Source organism: Actinomycetospora corticicola (assembly GCF_013409505.1).
Taxonomy (GTDB): domain Bacteria; phylum Actinomycetota; class Actinomycetes; order Mycobacteriales; family Pseudonocardiaceae; genus Actinomycetospora; species Actinomycetospora corticicola.
This window is the reverse complement of record NZ_JACCBN010000001.1, coordinates 5,985,704-6,001,485: the sequence shown is the minus strand read 5'-3', so window position 1 is coordinate 6,001,485 and position 15,782 is coordinate 5,985,704. Positions and strand designations below refer to the sequence as shown.

Below are 15,782 nucleotides of genomic sequence, written 5' to 3'. Positions count from 1 at the left end.
AATACGGGGGTGGACGGCTCCTGGGCACTGGTGGCGGGCGGATCGGGCGGCATCGGTCGGGCGGTGTGCGGGGCGCTCGCGGCGGACGGCTGGGACGTCGTGCTGACCTACCGGCACGGGGCGGAGGCCGCGGCGGCCGCGGCCGGCGACGTGGAGGCGGCCGGGCGGCGGGCCGTCGTGGCGCAGGTCGACCTGACCGACGCCGCCGCGACCGCCTCCGTGGTCCGGTCCGAGCGGTTCGGAGCCGTGGTCTACGCGGCCGGCCCGCACATCCCGATGCGCTACATCTCCGCCGTCACCCCCGAGCAGTACCGCGACCAGCTCCTCGGCGACACCGTGGCGGCCTACAACCTGCTGCACCCGGCGATCGAGGTGCTGCGCGGCACGCAGGGGTCGATGGTCGCGCTGGTGACGCCGGCGGTGGAGCGCTACTCGAAGAAGGACATGCTCTCGTCCGCGCCGAAGGCGTCGGTGGCCGCGACCGTCCGCGGGATCGCCGCCGAGGAGGGCCGTTACGGCGTGCGCGCGAACTGCGTGGGCGTCGGGCTCCTCGAGGGCGAGGGCATGTGGAAGGAGCTGGTGGCGCGCGGCGACTACACCGACGAGCTCCTCGCGACCGCCCGCGCGAACCTCGCCCTGCGACGGTTCGGGTCGGTGCAGGACGTCGCCGAGGTGGTGCGCTTCCTCGTCTCCGCCCGGGCCGGCTGGATCACCGGGCAGACGCTCAACGTCGACGGCGGCTACGCCCTCTGAGCCGTGAGCCCCACGTCGCGGTGGACGTCGATCGCGGCGAGCCGTGGGAGCACCTGCTCGGCGTAGACGTCCACCGCCCGCTGCGCGACGTGCTGCGGCATCCCGCCGAAGGCGAACAGGTTGACCACGCCGCCGGCACCGAGGGCGCGGACCCGCTCGACGGTCTGCTCGACCAGCTCGTCGGGCGTCCCGCCCATCTGCAGGTCGGCCAGGAACCGGTTGAACGCGGGCAGTCCGTGCCTGGTGATGTTGCGCCGCAGCCCGGCGTAGTACTCGTAGCCCGGCACGGTCTCCAGACGCGGGTCGGTGAACCCGTAGTGCTCGATCGTCGAGCGCGCGTAGGCCGTCGCGTACTCGTCGTGCAGGTCCTGCGCCCGGGCCGGGTCGGGGTCGACGGTCGTGAAGTTCACGAGGACCGGTGCGGGCGGGTCCTCGTCGTGGATCTCCCGGTAGAGCTCGCGGTACTCCGCGGTCTCGCGCACCGTGACCTCCCACGGCTTCTGCGCGATCAGCATCAGGCCATAGCCCAGGGTCGCCATGATGCGGGCCGATTCCGGCGACACCGCCGAGGCGTAGGTCCGCCCGCGGAACGTGGTGAACGCGGGCGGGTGGAGCTCGGCGCGCGGCTGGCGGTAGAGCTCGCCGTCGTGCTCGATCGCGCCGGACTCGAAGGACGCCGAGATCGCCGTCGCGTACTCGACGAACCGCTGCCGGGACTCCCCCATCTCGAGGCGGAAGTCGTCGAACTCGATGGCGCCGAGGCCGCGACCGAGCCCGAGCAGCACCCGCCCGCCGGACACCGAGTCCAGCCAGGCGATCTCCTCGGCGACGCGCACCGGGTCGTGCCACGGCAGCACCATGACCATCGTGCCGAGCCGGACGGTGCGCGTGCGGCCCGCGAGGTAGGTCAACAGCTGCGCCGGGTTCGGCATCATGTGATACCGCGTGAAGTGGTGTTCGGCGGTCCAGATCGAGTCGAAGCCCCGCGGCTCGGCCTGGTCGGCGAGCGCCAGGCCGCCGCGGACGACGTCGTGGTCGTCGCGGCCGGGCTCCAGGCCCTGGAAGAACAGCCCCATCCCCACGTGCATGTCGCCCTCAGATCCGCTCGATGATCGTGCCGTTGGCCATGCCGCCGGCCTCGCACATGGTCTGCAGCCCGTAGCGCCCGCCGGTCGCCTCGAGGTGGTGCAGGAGCGTCACCAGCAACCGCGTCCCCGACGAGCCCAGGGCGTGGCCGAGCGCGATGGCGCCACCCCGGGGGTTGAGGCGGGCGGGATCGGCACCGAACTCGTGCTGCCACGCCAGCGGCACCGACGCGAAGGCCTCGTTGACCTCGTAGGCGTCGATCTCGTCGAGCGTGAGCCCGGCGCGGGCGAGGACCTTGTGGGTGGCCGGGATCGGGCCGGTGAGCATCATGAGCGGGTCGTCCCCGACCACCGAGAACGCGTGGAACCGGGCCCGCGGCCGCAGCCCGAGCGCCTCGGCCCGGTCGGCGTCCATGATCAGCACCGCGGAGGCGCCGTCGGTCAGCGGCGAGGAGTTGCCCGGGGTGATGCTCCAGTCGATCTCCGGGAAGCGGGCGGCCATCTCGTCGGTGCGGAACGAGGGCCGCAGCCCCGCAAGACCCTCCGCCGTCGTCCCCGCGCGGACCGTCTCGTCGGTGCGGTGCCCGCCGACCGGCACGGCCTCGGCGTCGAAGAACCCGTCCGACCAGCTCACCGCCGCCCGGCGGTGCGACTCCGCGGCGTACGCGTCGAGCTCCTCGCGGGAGAGCTTCCAGCGCCGGGCGACGAGCTCGGCCGAGACGCCCTGGTTGACCAGGCCCTCCGGGTAGCGCCGGGCCGTCCGCTCGCCTCGGCTGCTCGGGCGGGATCTGCCGATCGGCACCGCGCTCATCGACTCGACCCCACAGGCGACCACGACGTCGTAGGCGCCGGCGATGACGCCCTGCGCGGCGAACGCGGCGGCCTGCTGGCTGGAACCGCACTGCCGGTTGATCGTCGTGCCGGGCACTGCCTCGGGGAACCCCGCCGCGAGCGAGGCGTTGTGCCCGATGTTGCCGGACTGCTCCCCGACCTGCTGCGCACAGCCGCAGATGACGTCCTCGACCAGCGCGGGGTCGAGCCCGGTGCGCGCGACGAGCGCCTCGAGGGTGCCCGCGAGCAGGTCGATCGGGTGGACTCCGGACAGGGCACCGCCGGCCTTGCCGCGGCCGACCGGGGTGCGGACGGCCTCGACGATCACGGCCTCGCGCGCGGCGCTCATCCGACCGGGTTGACGCCGGGCACGGCGCCGGAGAGGTCGGTGATCTCGGCCCAGCGGTCGGTGACCTGCTCCGGGGTCGGGACCTCGGCGAAGGTGACGCCCTTCGACTGGAACCAGGCGACCCGCTGGACCTGGCCGCCGCCCGCGACGATCACCTCGCCGGAATCGGTGCACTCGTCGCCGAGCAGGTGCGCCACCACGGGCGCGACGTGCGCCGGCCCGAGCTTCTCCAGCACCTCCGGCGGCGCGATGTCCGCGGTCATCCGGGTCGCGGCCATCGGGGCGATCGCGTTGGCGAGGATCCCGTACCGCGCTCCCTCGATGGCGAGCGTGCGGATGAGGCCGATCAGCCCGCCCTTGGCCGTGCCGTAGTTCGCCTGCCCGAAGTTGCCGTAGATGCCCGACGTCGAGGTGGCGACGACGACGCGTCCGTGGCGCTGCTCGCGGAAGTGCGGCCACGCCGCCCGGACCACGTGGAAGGCGCCGCCGACGTGGACGTCCTGCACCGCCCGCCAGTCGGCCTCGCTCATCTTGTGGAACGCGCCGTCGCGCAGGATTCCCGCGTTCGCGACGACGCCGTCGATGCGCCCGAACGCTTCCACCGCGTCGGCGACGACCTGCGCGCCGCCCGCGGGGTCGGCGACGCTGTCGTGGTTCGCGACGGCCTCGCCGCCGGCGACCCGGATCTCCTCGACGACGGCGTTGGCCGCGGAGTGGCCCGACCCGGTGCCGTCCCGGGCGCCGCCCAGGTCGTTCACCACGACGCGGGCGCCGTGCCGGGCCAGCAGCAGGGCGTACTCCCGGCCGAGCCCACCGCCCGCCCCGGTGACGGCGACGACGCGACCTTCGACTCCGGACACTGGTCCTCCCGTTTCAGACGTAGAAGCGGCCGACGCTCTCGACCACGCAGGCGGGCTTGGACCCGCCCTCGATCTCGATGACGGTGGCGAACACGACCTGCACGGCCCCGTCGAGCGGGGTCACCTCCGCGACCGTGGCGGTGGCGCGAACCCGGGACCCCACGGCGACGGGCGCCGGGAAGCGGACCTTGTTGAATCCGTAGTTCACGCCCATCCGCACGCCCTCGATGCGGTACAGCCCTGCGAGCAGCACCGGCAGGAGCGAGAGGGTGAGCAGCCCGTGCGCGATGGGCCCGCCGAACGGTCCCTGCGCCGCGCGCTCCGGGTCGACGTGGATCCACTGGTGGTCCCCGGTCGCGTCGGCGAACGTGTCGACCGTCTTCTGGTCGACCGTCACCCACTCCCCCGGCCCGAGCCTCTCCCCGACCGCGGCGAGCACCTCGTCGACCCCGGCGAACGTCCGCATCGGACCTCCTTGCTGCTCGGCGAGCCCTTGTTCTAATCTCGATTAAAACATGCTGCGGTCGAGGAGGACACCCATGGCGAACCCGGAGCACCGGTTCGACGCGCTCGTGATCGGCGCCGGGGCGGGCGGCCTCTTCGCCGCCGCCCGCCTGTCGCACCAGGGCTACCGGACGCTCGTGGTCGAGCGGCTCGACCGGGTCGGCGGCCGCGCCTCGAGCGAGGTGATCGACGGGTTCACCGTGAACAACGGGGCGATCGTCATCGAGGTCGGCGGCATCACCGAGGAGACGTTCGCCGACGTCGGGGCGCGCTTCGACGTCCGCCGTCCGAAGCCGCCCATCCTCTACCGGATCGGTGGGAAGGACGTCGACGTGACCGGGGGCGGCTGGGGCTTCCTGCTCTCGAAGCTCACGCGGCAGGGCGCGAAGCTGCTCGACGGGCTCGGCGCCGCCCGCACCGACGAGGGGATGCCGACCGGCTCGCTCTCCACCGCCGACTGGATCCGGCGCTACACCTCGAACGAGAACGTCCACGGCATCTTCCGCAACATGTGCGGCTCGGTGTTCGCCGTCAGCTCCGAGGAACTGCCCGCGCAGGTGTTCCTCACCTACTTCACCCGCAGGAGCGCCTTCAAGAAGTTCGGGTTCTGCCCCGAGGGCACGATCGGCATCTGGCAGTCCCTGGCCGACCTCGTCGTCGGGAACGGCGGGGAGGTCTGGCTCGACAGCGAGGTCACCGACCTGCGCCTGCACGACGACGGGTCGGTCGCCGGGGCGTCCGTCTCGCGCCCGGGCGAGCAGGTGGAGGTGGACTGTCGGGTCGCGGTCAGCGACGTCGGGCCCGCCGCGACCGCCGACCTCGTCGGACGGGAGCGCCTCGCCGCGGAGTACGTGGCGACGGTGGACACCACGCCCTGCTCGATGATCGTCGTGAACTTCGCGAGCCGGACGCCGCTGGTCGAGGCCCCGGGCCTGCTGTCGTTCGCGAAGACCCGGCGCATGGCGTACGTCGCGAACTTCACCGCCACCTGCCCGGAGACCGCCCCCGAGGGCTGGCACCTCTACAACGGGACGTCGGTGCCGCAGCCCGCGACCGGCCCGTTCGACGAGGCCGCCGAGACCGAGCTGCTGCACCGGGACCTGCACGAGCAGATCCCCGGGTTCGGCGACGCCCGCATCCTCTCGACGTCCGTGTGGCGCGACGGCTGGCCGCCCCAGCGCGCGGTGGCGGGCTTCGACATCACGCACACGACGCCGGTGCCCAACCTCTGGAACGTCGGCGACGCGGTGAAGCAGTACGCCAACGGCGGCACGACGGCGTGCGCGGAGACGGCGAAGCTCGTCGTCTCCGAGATCACCGCGCGCTACCCGGTGACGGCTCCGGCCTGAGGTCGCCCGTGTCAGCCGTGGCCCACCACTGACGTCCGTCGTCAGCAGTGGGCCACGGCTGACGGCGGCTCAGCCCGCCACCGTCGCGCGCTCGGCCACCATCCGCGCGAGCCGGAACTTCTGAATCTTCCCGGTCGGGGTGCTGGGCAGCTCCTCGGCGGTGAGGAACACGACCCGGCGCGGCACCTTGAACCGCGCCAGCTGCTCCTTGCACAGCGCGATCAGTTCCTCCGACTCCACGTCGACGCCCGGCCTCCGGACGATGCAGGCGACGCCGATCTCGCCCCACCGCTCGTCCGCGACCCCGACCGCGTAGGCCTGGCTGACGCCGGGGTGACGGGAGAGGACCTCCTCGACCTCCTTCGGCATCACGAGCTCGCCGCCGGACTTGTAGAGCTCCTTGCTCCGCCCGGTCAGCACCAGGTAGCGGTCCTCGCGGACGATGCCGAGGTCGCCCGAGCGCACCCACCCGTCGTCGGAGAGCGCGAGCGCGGTCTCCTCGGGCTTGCCCCAGAAGCCGAGCATGTTCGTCGGGCCGCGCGCAGCGAGCTCGCCCTCCTGCCCGTCGGGCAGCGGCTCGCCGTCGAACACGTCGATCGTGCGGAACTCGGTGAGGTCGCCGTCGCGCTCCGGGATCCCGGCCGCGCCGGCCATCTTCACGCGACCGACCGTCGTCGCCATGACCTCGAGCGGGTCCTCCGGCAGCGAGAGCGTCATCGCGCCGCCCTGCTCGGTCATGCCGTAGCCGGTGACGATCTCGTCGACGCCGAGGCCGTCGCGGACCTTCTCCCACAGCCACACCGGTGCTGGGGCCGCGCCGGAGAGGATGGCGCGCAGGCTCGACAGATCGCGGGTGGCGACGTCGGGGTGCTCGAGCAGCGCCACCGTCATCGTCGGGACGCAGAGGATATCGGTGGCGCGGTGACGCTCGATGCCCTCGAGGTACCGGCCGGGGTCGAACGCGGTCTGCGGGATGATCGCGCCGCCGACCATCATCGCGGCCATGAGGCCCTCGACGTAGCCGAACATGTGGTAGCAGGGCAGCGAGAACAGGATGCGCCGGCCGTCCTCGAACGCACGGGTCAGCGCGGACGCGTAGCCGGTCCGTTGGCTCGCGTCGTGGGTGATGAGCACGCCCTTGGGCGAGCCGGTGGTGCCCGAGGTGTAGAGGATGTCGGCGACGTCGCCCGGCTCCGCCCCGCGGCCGTCGGACGCTCCGGCGTGCGCCCCGCCGAGGCTCTCCAGGTCGGCGACCGTGCGGACCCCGTCGCGCGTGCGCCCGTCGGTGGGGAGCACGACCACCTCGCGCAGCTCCGGCAGCGCCGTCTGCTCGCCGCGGTCCCAGCCCGGGGCGATCTCGTCGAGCATCCCGAGCTGGTCGAGGCCCATGAACCCGGTCATCGTCACGAGGACCTGGCACGCCGACTGCTCGAGGACGTAGCGCAGCTCCTCGGTGCGGTACAGGTAGTTGAACGGCACGGCGACCGCCCCGGCCCGCGCGACCGCGAACTTCAGCGGCACGAACTCCGGGTAGTTGGCCATGACGATGCCGGCCCGGTCACCGGGCCGGACCCCGAGCGCCGCGAGCCCGTCGGCCAGCCGGCGGGACCAGGCGTCGGTGTCCGCGTAGGTGACCGTGCGGTCGTCGGTGATGACGAAGGGCCTGTCGGCGAACTCGTCCGCGACCTGGGCGAGCCGCTCGTGCAGCGTCATCGGGGTCCACACGGCGAACCGTCGACGCAGGGCGTCGCGACGGTCGTCGAGGCTCTCGCTCATCTCGGCACCCACTCCTGCTCGCTGATCTTTTAATCAAGAGTAGAGAAGAGAAGTGAGCCGGGCCACGACCAGATCCGTCACGTGATCGGCACGCGTGGTGACGAGGAGCCGGGCCGCTGCGACGACATGTCACTCATCGGTCCGACGACCGGGGTCGGAGACCGATGGGCGACATCTCGGTGCGGTGCGTGAGCCGACCGACTACCGGGAGCGCACCGCCCGGACCAGCCGCTCGGCGGCGCCGTCGGCCAGGTGCTCCACGACGACGTCGGTCTCCAGCGCCAGCCCGTCGGCCAACGGGAGGCGCAGCCCCTCGTGCACGAGCCGCTTGGTCCGGGCGACCGCCTTCGCGTCCCGGCTCGCCAGACGCGCGACGACCGTGTCGACCATCGCCTCGAACTCCTCGGCCGGCGCCGACCGGTAGGCCAGTCCCCACTCGACGGCCTGACGACCGGACAGCCGGTCGCCGAGCAGGATGTGGCCCAGCGCCCGCTGCGGGCCGACCAGCCGCGGCAGGCGCTGCGATCCGCCCCCGCCCGGCACCTGGCCGACGGCGAGGTGGTTGTCGGCGATCACCGCGTCGTCGCGGACCAGCGCGATGTCGCTGGCCTGCATGAACTCGAAGCCGCCCGCCATGGCGTGGCCCTCGACGACCGACACCACCGGCACCGACAGGGTCGCGACGACCGAACACGCCCGGCCGAAGCGCTCGAAGAGCACCCGCAGCGCGGACGGGCCCTCCTCGGCCAGCCGCGCGACCTCGTCGACGTCCCCGCCCGCGGAGAACGTGCCGCCGGCACCCCGGACGACGATCACCCCGACCTGCGGCGCGAGCCCGACGAGCGCGTCGTGCAGCCCGTCCGCCAGCCCGATCGTCACGGCGTTGCGCGCGTGCGGCCGGTTCAGCGTCACGTGGCCGACGCGTCCCTCCACCCGCGTGAGGACCGGGGCGTCCGACATGAGAGACCTCCTCGTCGAGCTGTGTTCTAATCTGGATTAGAACTGTAGCCGAGGGAGTGCCGATGTCCGACCGCGAGAAGCTCGCGCGCACGCTCTATGACGCGCTCGCCGCGGGCGACGCCGCCACGCTCGCCGACCTGCTCCACCCCGACTTCGTCGGCGAGACGACGGAGGGCCTGCCCCTCGACCTGGGCGGTCGCCACAGCGGCCCCGAGGCGATGACGCAGGACTTCTGGTGGGCGATCGGGCGGCACTACCGGGCCCGCGCCGAGCCGGAGCGGATGCTGCCCCTCGCGGACGGCGGACTGGTCGTCCTGGGGCGCTACACCGGCAGCGCCCGGGACGGCGGCGCCCCGCTCGACGCGGCGTTCGCCCACGTCCTGGCCTTCGCCGACGACGAGCGGATCGTCGGACTCGCGCAGTACACCGACAGCGCCCGCTGGGCGGCCGCGCTCCCCTCGCCGCCGGCCGGGGAACGACCGTTCCGCGTGGTCGAGTACACCGTCGACGGCGGGGTGGCGACGGTCCGCCTGAACCGACCGGACGCCGGCAACGCGATCGACCCGACGATGGTCGAGGACCTCTACGAGGCCTCCTTCCGGGCGGGCGCCGACCCCTCGGTGCGCGCCGTGCTCATCTGCGGGGCCGGGCGCAACCTCAGCGTCGGCGGCGACCTGCCCTTCTTCGCGAAGCTGGACGACGCCGACCGCGGGTCGCGGCTGCGCCAGATGACCGACCTCTACCACCTCGCGCTCGACCGGTTCGCCGCCCTCGACGTGCCCGTGGTGTGCGCGGTCCGGGGCGCGGCGGCGGGCGGCGGGATGGGGCTCGCCCACGTCGCGGACATCGTCGTCGCCGCCGAGGACGCCGCGTTCGCGCTCGGGTACGCCGCGATCGGGCTCGCGATCGACGGCGCGAACAGCTGGTACCTGCCCCGGGTCGTCGGGATGCGCCGGGCGCAGGAGATGTTCCTGCTCAACCGCCGCCTCGACGGGCGGGAGGCCCTGGCGTGGGGCCTGGTCACCGAGGTGCTGCCGTCCGACGAGGTCGAGGCCCGCGCGCGGGCCCTCGCCGACCGGCTCGCCGTCGGGCCCACGGCCGCCTTCGGACAGATGCGGCGGCTGCTGCGGCAGAGCTGGCAGACCGAGCTGTCCGAGCAGCTCGTGGCCGAGACCGACGAGATGAGCCGGGCCGGGACCACCGCCGACGCCGGCGAGGGCATCCGCGCCTTCGTCGCGAAGCGGCGTCCGGAGTTCCACGGGCGATGAGGAGACAGCGATGAGCACCACCGGACTCACCGGCGACCTCCGGTCCCGGGTCGGACCCGACCGCGTGCACGGGTCGCTCTACACCGACCCGGACGTCTACGCCCTCGAGCTCGAGCGCATCTGGTACTCGACATGGGTCTACGTCGGGCACACGAGCGAGATCCCGCAGCCCAACGACTACGTCCGCAAGACCATCGGGCCACAGCAGGTGGTGCTGACCCGGGATCGCACCGGGGCGATCCACGTCCTGCACAACCGGTGCTCGCACCGCGGGAACCTGGTCTGCGACGCCGACCGCGGCAACTCGTCGTCCTTCCGGTGCCCGTACCACGGGTGGACCTTCGCGAACACCGGCGAGCTGCTCGGCTTCCCCTTCAACCAGGGCTACGGCGGAGCGCAGGCCCGGGAGCGGCTGTCCGGGCTCGGCGCCGCGCCGCGTGTGGAGAGCTACCGCGGCTTCGTGTTCGCGAGCCTCGCCGCCGAGGGCCCGACGCTGCGCGAGCACCTCGGGGCGGCCGCCGAGCGCATCGACCAACTGTGCCGCCTCTCCCCCGAGGGCGAGGTGGAGCTGACGGCGGGCTGGGTCCGCCACGAGGTCACCGCGAACTGGAAGATGCTCGTCGAGAACGAGACCGACGGCTACCACCCGCAGTTCGTCCACTCGTCGATCTTCTCGATCTCCGGCAGCGGGATCGGCGCGCTCTACAGCGACAAGTCGACGGCGGTGACGCGGGCCCTGGGCGGCGGGCACTCGGAGAACGACCTGAGCCCCGAGTTCCGCAAGCTCGGCGTGCCCATGGGCTGGTCCGGCACCCCCGAGTCGAGGATCCCGGACTACGCCGCGGCCATGCGGGCGACCTACGGCGCGGAGACCGGCGACGAGATCATGATCAACGGGTCACCACACGTCATGATCTTCCCGAACCTGTTCATCGCGGAGATCCAGCTCTTCGTGATCCAGCCGCTCGCGGTCGACCGCACCGTCCAGCACGTCACGGCCATCCAGTTCGCGGGCGCGCCCGACCTCAACCGCCGCCTGGTCACCCAGTGCGTCGGCTCGGTCGGACCCGCGGGGATGCTCCTCGCCGACGACGCCGAGATGTACGAGCGCAACCAGCGCGGCGTCGCCCAGCGGCAGCCCGAGTGGCTCGACCTCAGCCGCGGGCTGCAGCGCGAGCACCCCGACGAGCAGGGGTTCACCGTCGGGACCGCCACCGACGAGACGTCGATGCGCGCGATGTGGGCGCACTACCTCACGCTCATGGACCCGGCATGACCGCCGCGGCCCAGCAGATCGTCGACGGGACCCCTCCGCCCGTCGGGCCGGCCGCCGGGGTCGGCGACCCGATCGCCCTCGCCGAGGCCGAGGCGTTCCTCTACCGCGAGGCGCGGCTGGCCGACGGCTGGGAGCTCGAGGCGTGGGAGGCGCTCTGGACCGACGACGCGACCTACTACGTCCCGGTCGACGACACCCAGGACCCGCGGAGCCACATGTCGATCATCTTCGACAACCGGAACCGCATCGCCACCCGCATCAAGCAGCTGCAGACCGGCAAGCGCCACTCCCAGCGGCCGCTGTCCCGGCTGTGCCGCTCGGTGACGAACGTCGAAGTGCTCGGGCAGGAGGGCGGGGACACCGTCGTCACCTCGGTGGTCCAGGTCCTGGAGTCGCGGGACCGGGGCTCGACGTGGTGGGTGGGCCGCGTGACCCACCGGCTGCGGCGGGTCGACGGCGAGCTGCGGATGGCGGGCAAGAAGGTCGTGCTCGTCGACTCCGACCGGGCGCTGCCCTCGATGTCGTTCCTGCTCTGATGGACGACCCGCAGGACGTCGGGGTGGTGGCCAGCGAGTTCGCCACCGTGCGCGTCTCGATCGACCGGGAGGGCAACAGCCCCCGGCTGCGCCTCGAGGACCTCCGGTCCGGGGCCGTGCGGTTCCTCGACGCGCTGGAGCTGGAGTCGATCGTCTGGGCGCCCGAGGGCTTCCTGCGCGAGCTGCTCGACCCGTCCCGGCACCGGTGGCGGGACGACGGGTCGGAGGGCGGCGGACCGTAGGCTCCGCCCGTGGCTCGAGAACGGTCCGCCGGCGCGGTGCGCGAGGGGGCGAAGTCCGCGCGGACGCGGGAACGCATCCTGCTCGCCGCCGCCCGGGTGCTCAGCCGCAAGGGCTACGCCGGGACCCGGCTCTCCGACGTGGCCGCGGTCGCCGAGGTCCAGGCGCCCGCCGTCTACTACTACTGGACCTCGCGCGAGGAGTTGCTCGAGGAGGTCGTGACCGTCGGGCAGCGGGCGACGATGGAGCACGTCGTCGCGTCCCTGGCGGCGCTGCCCGCCGGCACCCCGGCGATGGAGCGGATCGCCCGCGCGATCGCGGCGCACCTCGAGGTGGTGCTCGGGCGCTCGGACTTCTCGCAGGCCGCGATCCGCAACGCGGGCCAGCTCCCGGCCGACATCCGCGAACGCCAGCTCGTGGGCCAGCGGGCCTACGCCGACGTCTGGCGCGCCCTCGTCGAGGACGCGGTCGCCGCCGGCGAGATGGCCCCCGACGTGGACACCCGGGCCGCCCGGATGCTCGTGCTCGGCGCCCTCAACTGGGCCCCCGAGTGGTGGGACCCGGAGCGCAACCCGCTCGAGGAGGTCGTCGCGATCACCCAGCGGATCGTCCGAGACGGCCTCCGCCCTTCCTGACGACGGGGTGTGGCTCAGCCGTGGCCCGCCGCTGACATCCGACGTCAGGAACCCGCCACACTCCCTGTCCACGATTCTTACTCTGGATTAAACTCAACGGCGATCCCGGTTCCAGCACGCGGAGGTGCCCATGCCCGAGGCCTACATCGTCGACGCCGTCCGGAGCCCGGTCGGTCGACGCAACGGTGGGCTGGCGAAGGTCCACCCGGCCGACCTGGCGGCGCACCCGATCCGGCGCATCGTCGAGCGCACCGGGGTCGACCCGGAGGCGATCGACGACGTCATCCTCGGCTGCCTCGACACGATCGGCGCGCAGGCCGGCGACATCGCGCGCACCGCGGCGCTCGCGGCCGGACTCCCCGAGTCCGTGCCCGGCGTGACGGTCGACCGGCAGTGCGGGTCGTCGCAGCAGGCGGTCAGCTTCGCCGCGCAGGCCGTGATGTCCGGGACCGCCGACCTCGTGCTCGCGGGCGGCGTCCAGATCATGAGCCAGTACCCGATCCTGTCGTCGTTCGCGGCCGGCGAGCCCTTCGGCGCCGTCGACCCGTGGACGGGCTGCGAGGGGTGGGAGGCGCGCTACGGCTCGCAGGAGATCTCCCAGTTCCGGGCGGCCGAGATGGTCGCCGACCGGTGGGACCTCTCCCGCGAGGACATGGAGCGGTTCGCCTACGAGAGCCACCGGCGGGCCCTGCGGGCGATCGACGAGGGCCGGTTCGACCGCGAGATCGCGCCGGTCGCCGGGCTGTCCGTGGACGAGGGCCCCCGCCCCGACACCACGCCCGAGAAGATGGCCGGCCTCAAGACGCTCGCTCCCGGCGGGAAGATCACCGCCGGCGTGGCCAGCCAGATCTCCGACGGGGCGGCCTGCCTCGCGGTCGCCTCGGAGCAGGCCGTCCGCGACCACGGACTCACCCCGCGCGCCCGTGTCCACCACGTCTCGGCCCGCGGCACCGACCCGGTGATCATGCTGACCGCCCCGATCCCGGCCACCGCACACGCGCTGGAGAAGACGGGCCTGGACATCGGCGACATCGACGTCGTCGAGATCAACGAGGCGTTCGCCAGCGTCGTGCAGGCGTGGCTCATCGAGACCGGCGCCGACCCGGAGCGCGTCAACCCCAACGGCGGGGCCATCGCGCTCGGGCACCCGCTCGGGGCCACTGGCGCGCGGCTCATGACGACGATGCTCCACGAGCTGGAGCGCACCGGCGGCCGCTACGGGCTGCAGACGATGTGCGAGGGCGGCGGCCAGGCCAACGTCACGATCATCGAGCGGCTCTAGTTCCCGACGAACCTCGGGGGCCGCCGCTCGATGACGGCGGCGAGCCCCTCGAGGGAGTCGGCGGTGCCGGACAGCTCGGACACGGTCCGCGCCTCCTCCGGCAGCTGCGCCTCCACCCGCGACCCGAGCCCCGACCACAGCAGGCGCTTGGTCGCGGCGAGGGCCAACGGGGCGCCGGCCACGAGGCGGTCGACGAGCTCGTCGACCGCCGCGTCGAGCCCGTCGTCGGGAACGACCCGCGTGAGCAGGCCCAGGTCGAGCGCCTCCGCCGCGGTGAGCACCGGGTTGGTCAGCGCGATCTCCAGCGCCTTCCGCAGCCCGACCAGGGCCGGGAGGGTGACCGTGGTCCCGGCGTCGGGAGCCATCCCCACGCGGGTGGCGCCGCCGAGGAAGGACGCCGACTCCGCCGCGACGACGAGGTCGGAGGCGCACACGAGACCGAAGCCCCCGCCGCCGGCGGCGAACCCCTGCACCTTCGTGACGACGGGTGCGGGCAGGTTCAGCAGCCCCTGCACCACGATCTGGAGCCAGGACGTGGCCTCGCGCAGGTAGTCGGGCAGGCCCTCGCCCTTGCTCGCGAACGTCTTGACGTCGCCGCCCGCGCAGAAGTGCCGCCCCTCCCCCGACAGGACGAGGACCCGTAAACCGGGCCGGCTGTGGCAGGCCATCACGGCGTCGTAGAAGGCGCGCAGCAGGGGCACGTCGAGCCCGTTGCTCGCCTCCGGACGGTTCAGCCGCAGGTGCGCGACGCCCCGCTCATCGACGTCGAGCAGGACGGGTGAGTCACTCACGCGGACCTCGTCAGGGTGTAGGGCATGGACTTGATCGCCTGCATGAAGTTGCCCGCGAGGTACACCGGCTCGCCGGCCTCCAGCCCGGGCGCGCGGGTCAGCAGTTCGCCGACGATCGCGCGGAGCTGGGTCTTCGCGAGCTGGTTGCCCATGCAGAAGTGCGGCCCGCCGCCGCCGAACCCGACGTGCGGGTTCTCGGCGCGGGTGACGTCGAAGCGCATCGGGTCGGAGAAGACCTCGGGATCGCGGTTGCCGGACGCGTAGAACAGCACCACCCAGTCGCCCGCGCGGATGTGCCGGCCGTGGAGCTCGACGTCGCGGGTGGCGGTGCGCCGGAACGTCATCACGGGCGTGGCCCAGCGGACGAACTCGTCGATCGCGGGGCCCATCCGACCGTCGAGGTCCGCGGCGAGGAGGTCCCGCTGGTCGGGGTACCGCGTGAACGCGCGGACGGTGCTGGAGATGGTGTTGCGCGTGGTGTCGTTGCCCGCCACCGAGAGCAGCACGAAGAAGGCCGCGATCTCCTCGTCGGAGAGCCGCTCGCCGTCGACCTCGGCCTGGACGAGGTTGCTCATGAGGTCGTCGGCCGGGTGGGCGCGGCGGGCCTCGGCGTGCTCGAGGGCGATGCGCATCAACCCGAGCAGCGACTCCCAGAGCAGCTCGGCGGGCTCACGGCCCTGCCGGACGTCCTCGTCGCCCCAGCTGACCATCCCGTCGGCCGCCGCGGTGGCCTGCTCCCGGACCTCCTGGTCCTCCAGCCCCATCATCTCGAAGATCGTCCACTGCGGCAGGCGGCGGGAGACCTGCGCGACGAAGTCGCCGCGCTCCGTCGTCAGGAGCTCGTCGACGAGCCGGCGGGCCTGGTCGCGGATCTGCGCCTCGATCGTCCGCACGCGCTTCGGGGTGAACGCCGCGGAGACCAGGCGGCGCAGCTGGGTGTGCCGCGGGGCGTCGGTGGCGAGGAAGGAGCTGGCCGACTCGAGGATCGCGACGGGGACATCCTCCATCTGGATGCCCTCGCCCGAGCAGAACGTCTCCGGGTCCTTGCTGACGGCGACGATGTCGGCGTGCCGGGTCACGGCCCAGAACCCGGCGCCGTCCTCGGGCGGCATCATCGCGCCCTCGGCGGGCGGGTGCCAGCTGATCGGCCGCTCCCGACGCAGCACCGCGAAGTCGGCCTCGCGCTCCTCCGGGGACCTCGCCCAGAACGACAGCGGGGAGAGCGAGACCTCGTCGTAGGGCGGGCGGTCGGTGGTCGCGGTCGTCATCGCACACTCCCTCGTGCCG

General features: G+C 73.1%; 16 protein-coding genes. 8 read left to right on the top strand and 8 right to left on the bottom strand.

Annotated features, from left to right (window positions below; all coding sequences use genetic code 11):
• Positions 1-9 precede the first annotated feature (9 nt).
• Entirely contained in the window at positions 10-753 is a 744-nt protein-coding gene (locus BJ983_RS29245) for an SDR family oxidoreductase (protein ID WP_218890549.1), read from the top strand.
• On the opposite strand, the gene BJ983_RS29240 is transcribed toward BJ983_RS29245, so the two are convergent.
• The 4 genes from BJ983_RS29240 to BJ983_RS29225 are packed head-to-tail and all read right to left on the bottom strand — an operon-like array spanning position 741 to position 4,344.
• The gene (locus BJ983_RS29240; RefSeq protein ID WP_179797031.1) at positions 741-1,841 is read right to left on the bottom strand and encodes an LLM class flavin-dependent oxidoreductase; all 1,101 of its coding nucleotides are present in this window, start codon (positions 1,839-1,841) and stop codon (positions 741-743) included. The two genes, BJ983_RS29245 and BJ983_RS29240, sit on opposite strands and share 13 nt — an antisense overlap.
• Before the next feature lie 7 nt (positions 1,842-1,848).
• Positions 1,849-3,018, bottom strand: a complete 1,170-nt coding sequence (locus tag BJ983_RS29235; protein WP_179797030.1) for a thiolase family protein — start codon at positions 3,016-3,018, stop codon at positions 1,849-1,851.
• Positions 3,015-3,878, bottom strand: a complete 864-nt coding sequence (locus tag BJ983_RS29230) for an SDR family NAD(P)-dependent oxidoreductase (protein WP_179797029.1) — start codon at positions 3,876-3,878, stop codon at positions 3,015-3,017. The genes BJ983_RS29235 and BJ983_RS29230 overlap by 4 nt, the downstream gene beginning before the upstream one ends.
• Before the next feature lie 13 nt (positions 3,879-3,891).
• A complete protein-coding gene (locus BJ983_RS29225; protein ID WP_179797028.1) occupies positions 3,892-4,344 on the bottom strand; it encodes a MaoC family dehydratase in 453 nt (150 codons plus the stop codon).
• A gap of 73 nt (positions 4,345-4,417) precedes the next feature.
• Between BJ983_RS29225 and BJ983_RS29220 the strand changes: the two genes are divergently transcribed.
• Positions 4,418-5,731 (top strand): phytoene desaturase family protein, encoded by a 1,314-nt coding sequence (locus BJ983_RS29220; protein WP_179797027.1) that lies wholly within the window; start codon positions 4,418-4,420, stop codon positions 5,729-5,731.
• A gap of 69 nt (positions 5,732-5,800) precedes the next feature.
• Here BJ983_RS29220 and BJ983_RS29215 read toward each other — a convergent pair whose 3' ends face one another.
• Positions 5,801-7,507, bottom strand: coding sequence for a class I adenylate-forming enzyme family protein (locus BJ983_RS29215; protein WP_179797026.1), 1,707 nt, complete (start codon positions 7,505-7,507; stop codon positions 5,801-5,803).
• A gap of 201 nt (positions 7,508-7,708) precedes the next feature.
• The gene (locus tag BJ983_RS29210) at positions 7,709-8,467 is read right to left on the bottom strand and encodes an enoyl-CoA hydratase/isomerase family protein (RefSeq protein WP_179797025.1); all 759 of its coding nucleotides are present in this window, start codon (positions 8,465-8,467) and stop codon (positions 7,709-7,711) included.
• 62 nt (positions 8,468-8,529) lie between these two features.
• Here BJ983_RS29210 and BJ983_RS29205 point away from each other — a divergent pair, with 62 nt between their 5' ends.
• The 6 genes from BJ983_RS29205 to BJ983_RS29180 all read left to right on the top strand — a co-directional run bounded on the left by BJ983_RS29205 (position 8,530) and on the right by BJ983_RS29180 (position 13,704).
• Positions 8,530-9,735, top strand: a complete 1,206-nt coding sequence (locus tag BJ983_RS29205; protein WP_179797024.1) for an enoyl-CoA hydratase-related protein — start codon at positions 8,530-8,532, stop codon at positions 9,733-9,735.
• Positions 9,736-9,745: 10 nt separating this feature from the next.
• Positions 9,746-11,011, top strand: coding sequence for an aromatic ring-hydroxylating oxygenase subunit alpha (locus BJ983_RS29200; RefSeq protein WP_179797023.1), 1,266 nt, complete (start codon positions 9,746-9,748; stop codon positions 11,009-11,011).
• Positions 11,008-11,547, top strand: a complete 540-nt coding sequence (locus tag BJ983_RS29195) for an aromatic-ring-hydroxylating dioxygenase subunit beta (RefSeq protein ID WP_179797022.1) — start codon at positions 11,008-11,010, stop codon at positions 11,545-11,547. The genes BJ983_RS29200 and BJ983_RS29195 overlap by 4 nt, the downstream gene beginning before the upstream one ends.
• Positions 11,547-11,789: a hypothetical protein gene (locus tag BJ983_RS29190; RefSeq protein WP_218890548.1), complete on the top strand. Its 243-nt coding sequence runs from the start codon at positions 11,547-11,549 to the stop codon at positions 11,787-11,789. Before BJ983_RS29195 ends, BJ983_RS29190 begins: the two co-directional genes overlap by 1 nt.
• Before the next feature lie 9 nt (positions 11,790-11,798).
• Positions 11,799-12,422: a TetR-type transcription factor C-terminal domain-containing protein gene (locus tag BJ983_RS29185; protein WP_179797021.1), complete on the top strand. Its 624-nt coding sequence runs from the start codon at positions 11,799-11,801 to the stop codon at positions 12,420-12,422.
• Between the two features lie 130 nt (positions 12,423-12,552).
• Complete coding sequence (locus BJ983_RS29180) at positions 12,553-13,704, top strand: acetyl-CoA C-acetyltransferase (protein ID WP_179797020.1); 1,152 nt, start codon at positions 12,553-12,555, stop codon at positions 13,702-13,704.
• Here BJ983_RS29180 and BJ983_RS29175 read toward each other — a convergent pair.
• Positions 13,701-14,495 (bottom strand): enoyl-CoA hydratase-related protein, encoded by a 795-nt coding sequence (locus BJ983_RS29175; protein ID WP_179797019.1) that lies wholly within the window; start codon positions 14,493-14,495, stop codon positions 13,701-13,703. The two genes, BJ983_RS29180 and BJ983_RS29175, sit on opposite strands and share 4 nt — an antisense overlap.
• On the bottom strand, positions 14,492-15,763 hold the full coding sequence (locus tag BJ983_RS29170; protein WP_179797018.1) for a cytochrome P450: 1,272 nt from the start codon (positions 15,761-15,763) through the stop codon (positions 14,492-14,494). The genes BJ983_RS29175 and BJ983_RS29170 overlap by 4 nt, the downstream gene beginning before the upstream one ends.
• Positions 15,764-15,782 lie beyond the last annotated feature (19 nt).

What these genes read in the sequence shown, in the direction of transcription:
- BJ983_RS29240 (WP_179797031.1), bottom strand. Translation starts at nt 1,841, where the DNA reads ATGCACGTGGGGATGGGGCTGTTCTTCCAGGGCCTGGAGCCCGGCCGC.
- BJ983_RS29235 (WP_179797030.1), bottom strand. Translation starts at nt 3,018, where the DNA reads ATGAGCGCCGCGCGCGAGGCCGTGATCGTCGAGGCCGTCCGCACCCCG.
- BJ983_RS29225 (WP_179797028.1), bottom strand. Translation starts at nt 4,344, where the DNA reads ATGCGGACGTTCGCCGGGGTCGACGAGGTGCTCGCCGCGGTCGGGGAG.
- BJ983_RS29220 (WP_179797027.1), top strand. Translation starts at nt 4,418, where the DNA reads ATGGCGAACCCGGAGCACCGGTTCGACGCGCTCGTGATCGGCGCCGGG.
- BJ983_RS29215 (WP_179797026.1), bottom strand. Translation starts at nt 7,507, where the DNA reads ATGAGCGAGAGCCTCGACGACCGTCGCGACGCCCTGCGTCGACGGTTC.
- BJ983_RS29210 (WP_179797025.1), bottom strand. Translation starts at nt 8,467, where the DNA reads ATGTCGGACGCCCCGGTCCTCACGCGGGTGGAGGGACGCGTCGGCCAC.
- BJ983_RS29205 (WP_179797024.1), top strand. Translation starts at nt 8,530, where the DNA reads ATGTCCGACCGCGAGAAGCTCGCGCGCACGCTCTATGACGCGCTCGCC.
- BJ983_RS29200 (WP_179797023.1), top strand. Translation starts at nt 9,746, where the DNA reads ATGAGCACCACCGGACTCACCGGCGACCTCCGGTCCCGGGTCGGACCC.
- BJ983_RS29195 (WP_179797022.1), top strand. Translation starts at nt 11,008, where the DNA reads ATGACCGCCGCGGCCCAGCAGATCGTCGACGGGACCCCTCCGCCCGTC.
- BJ983_RS29190 (WP_218890548.1), top strand. Translation starts at nt 11,547, where the DNA reads ATGGACGACCCGCAGGACGTCGGGGTGGTGGCCAGCGAGTTCGCCACC.
- BJ983_RS29180 (WP_179797020.1), top strand. Translation starts at nt 12,553, where the DNA reads ATGCCCGAGGCCTACATCGTCGACGCCGTCCGGAGCCCGGTCGGTCGA.
- BJ983_RS29170 (WP_179797018.1), bottom strand. Translation starts at nt 15,763, where the DNA reads ATGACGACCGCGACCACCGACCGCCCGCCCTACGACGAGGTCTCGCTC.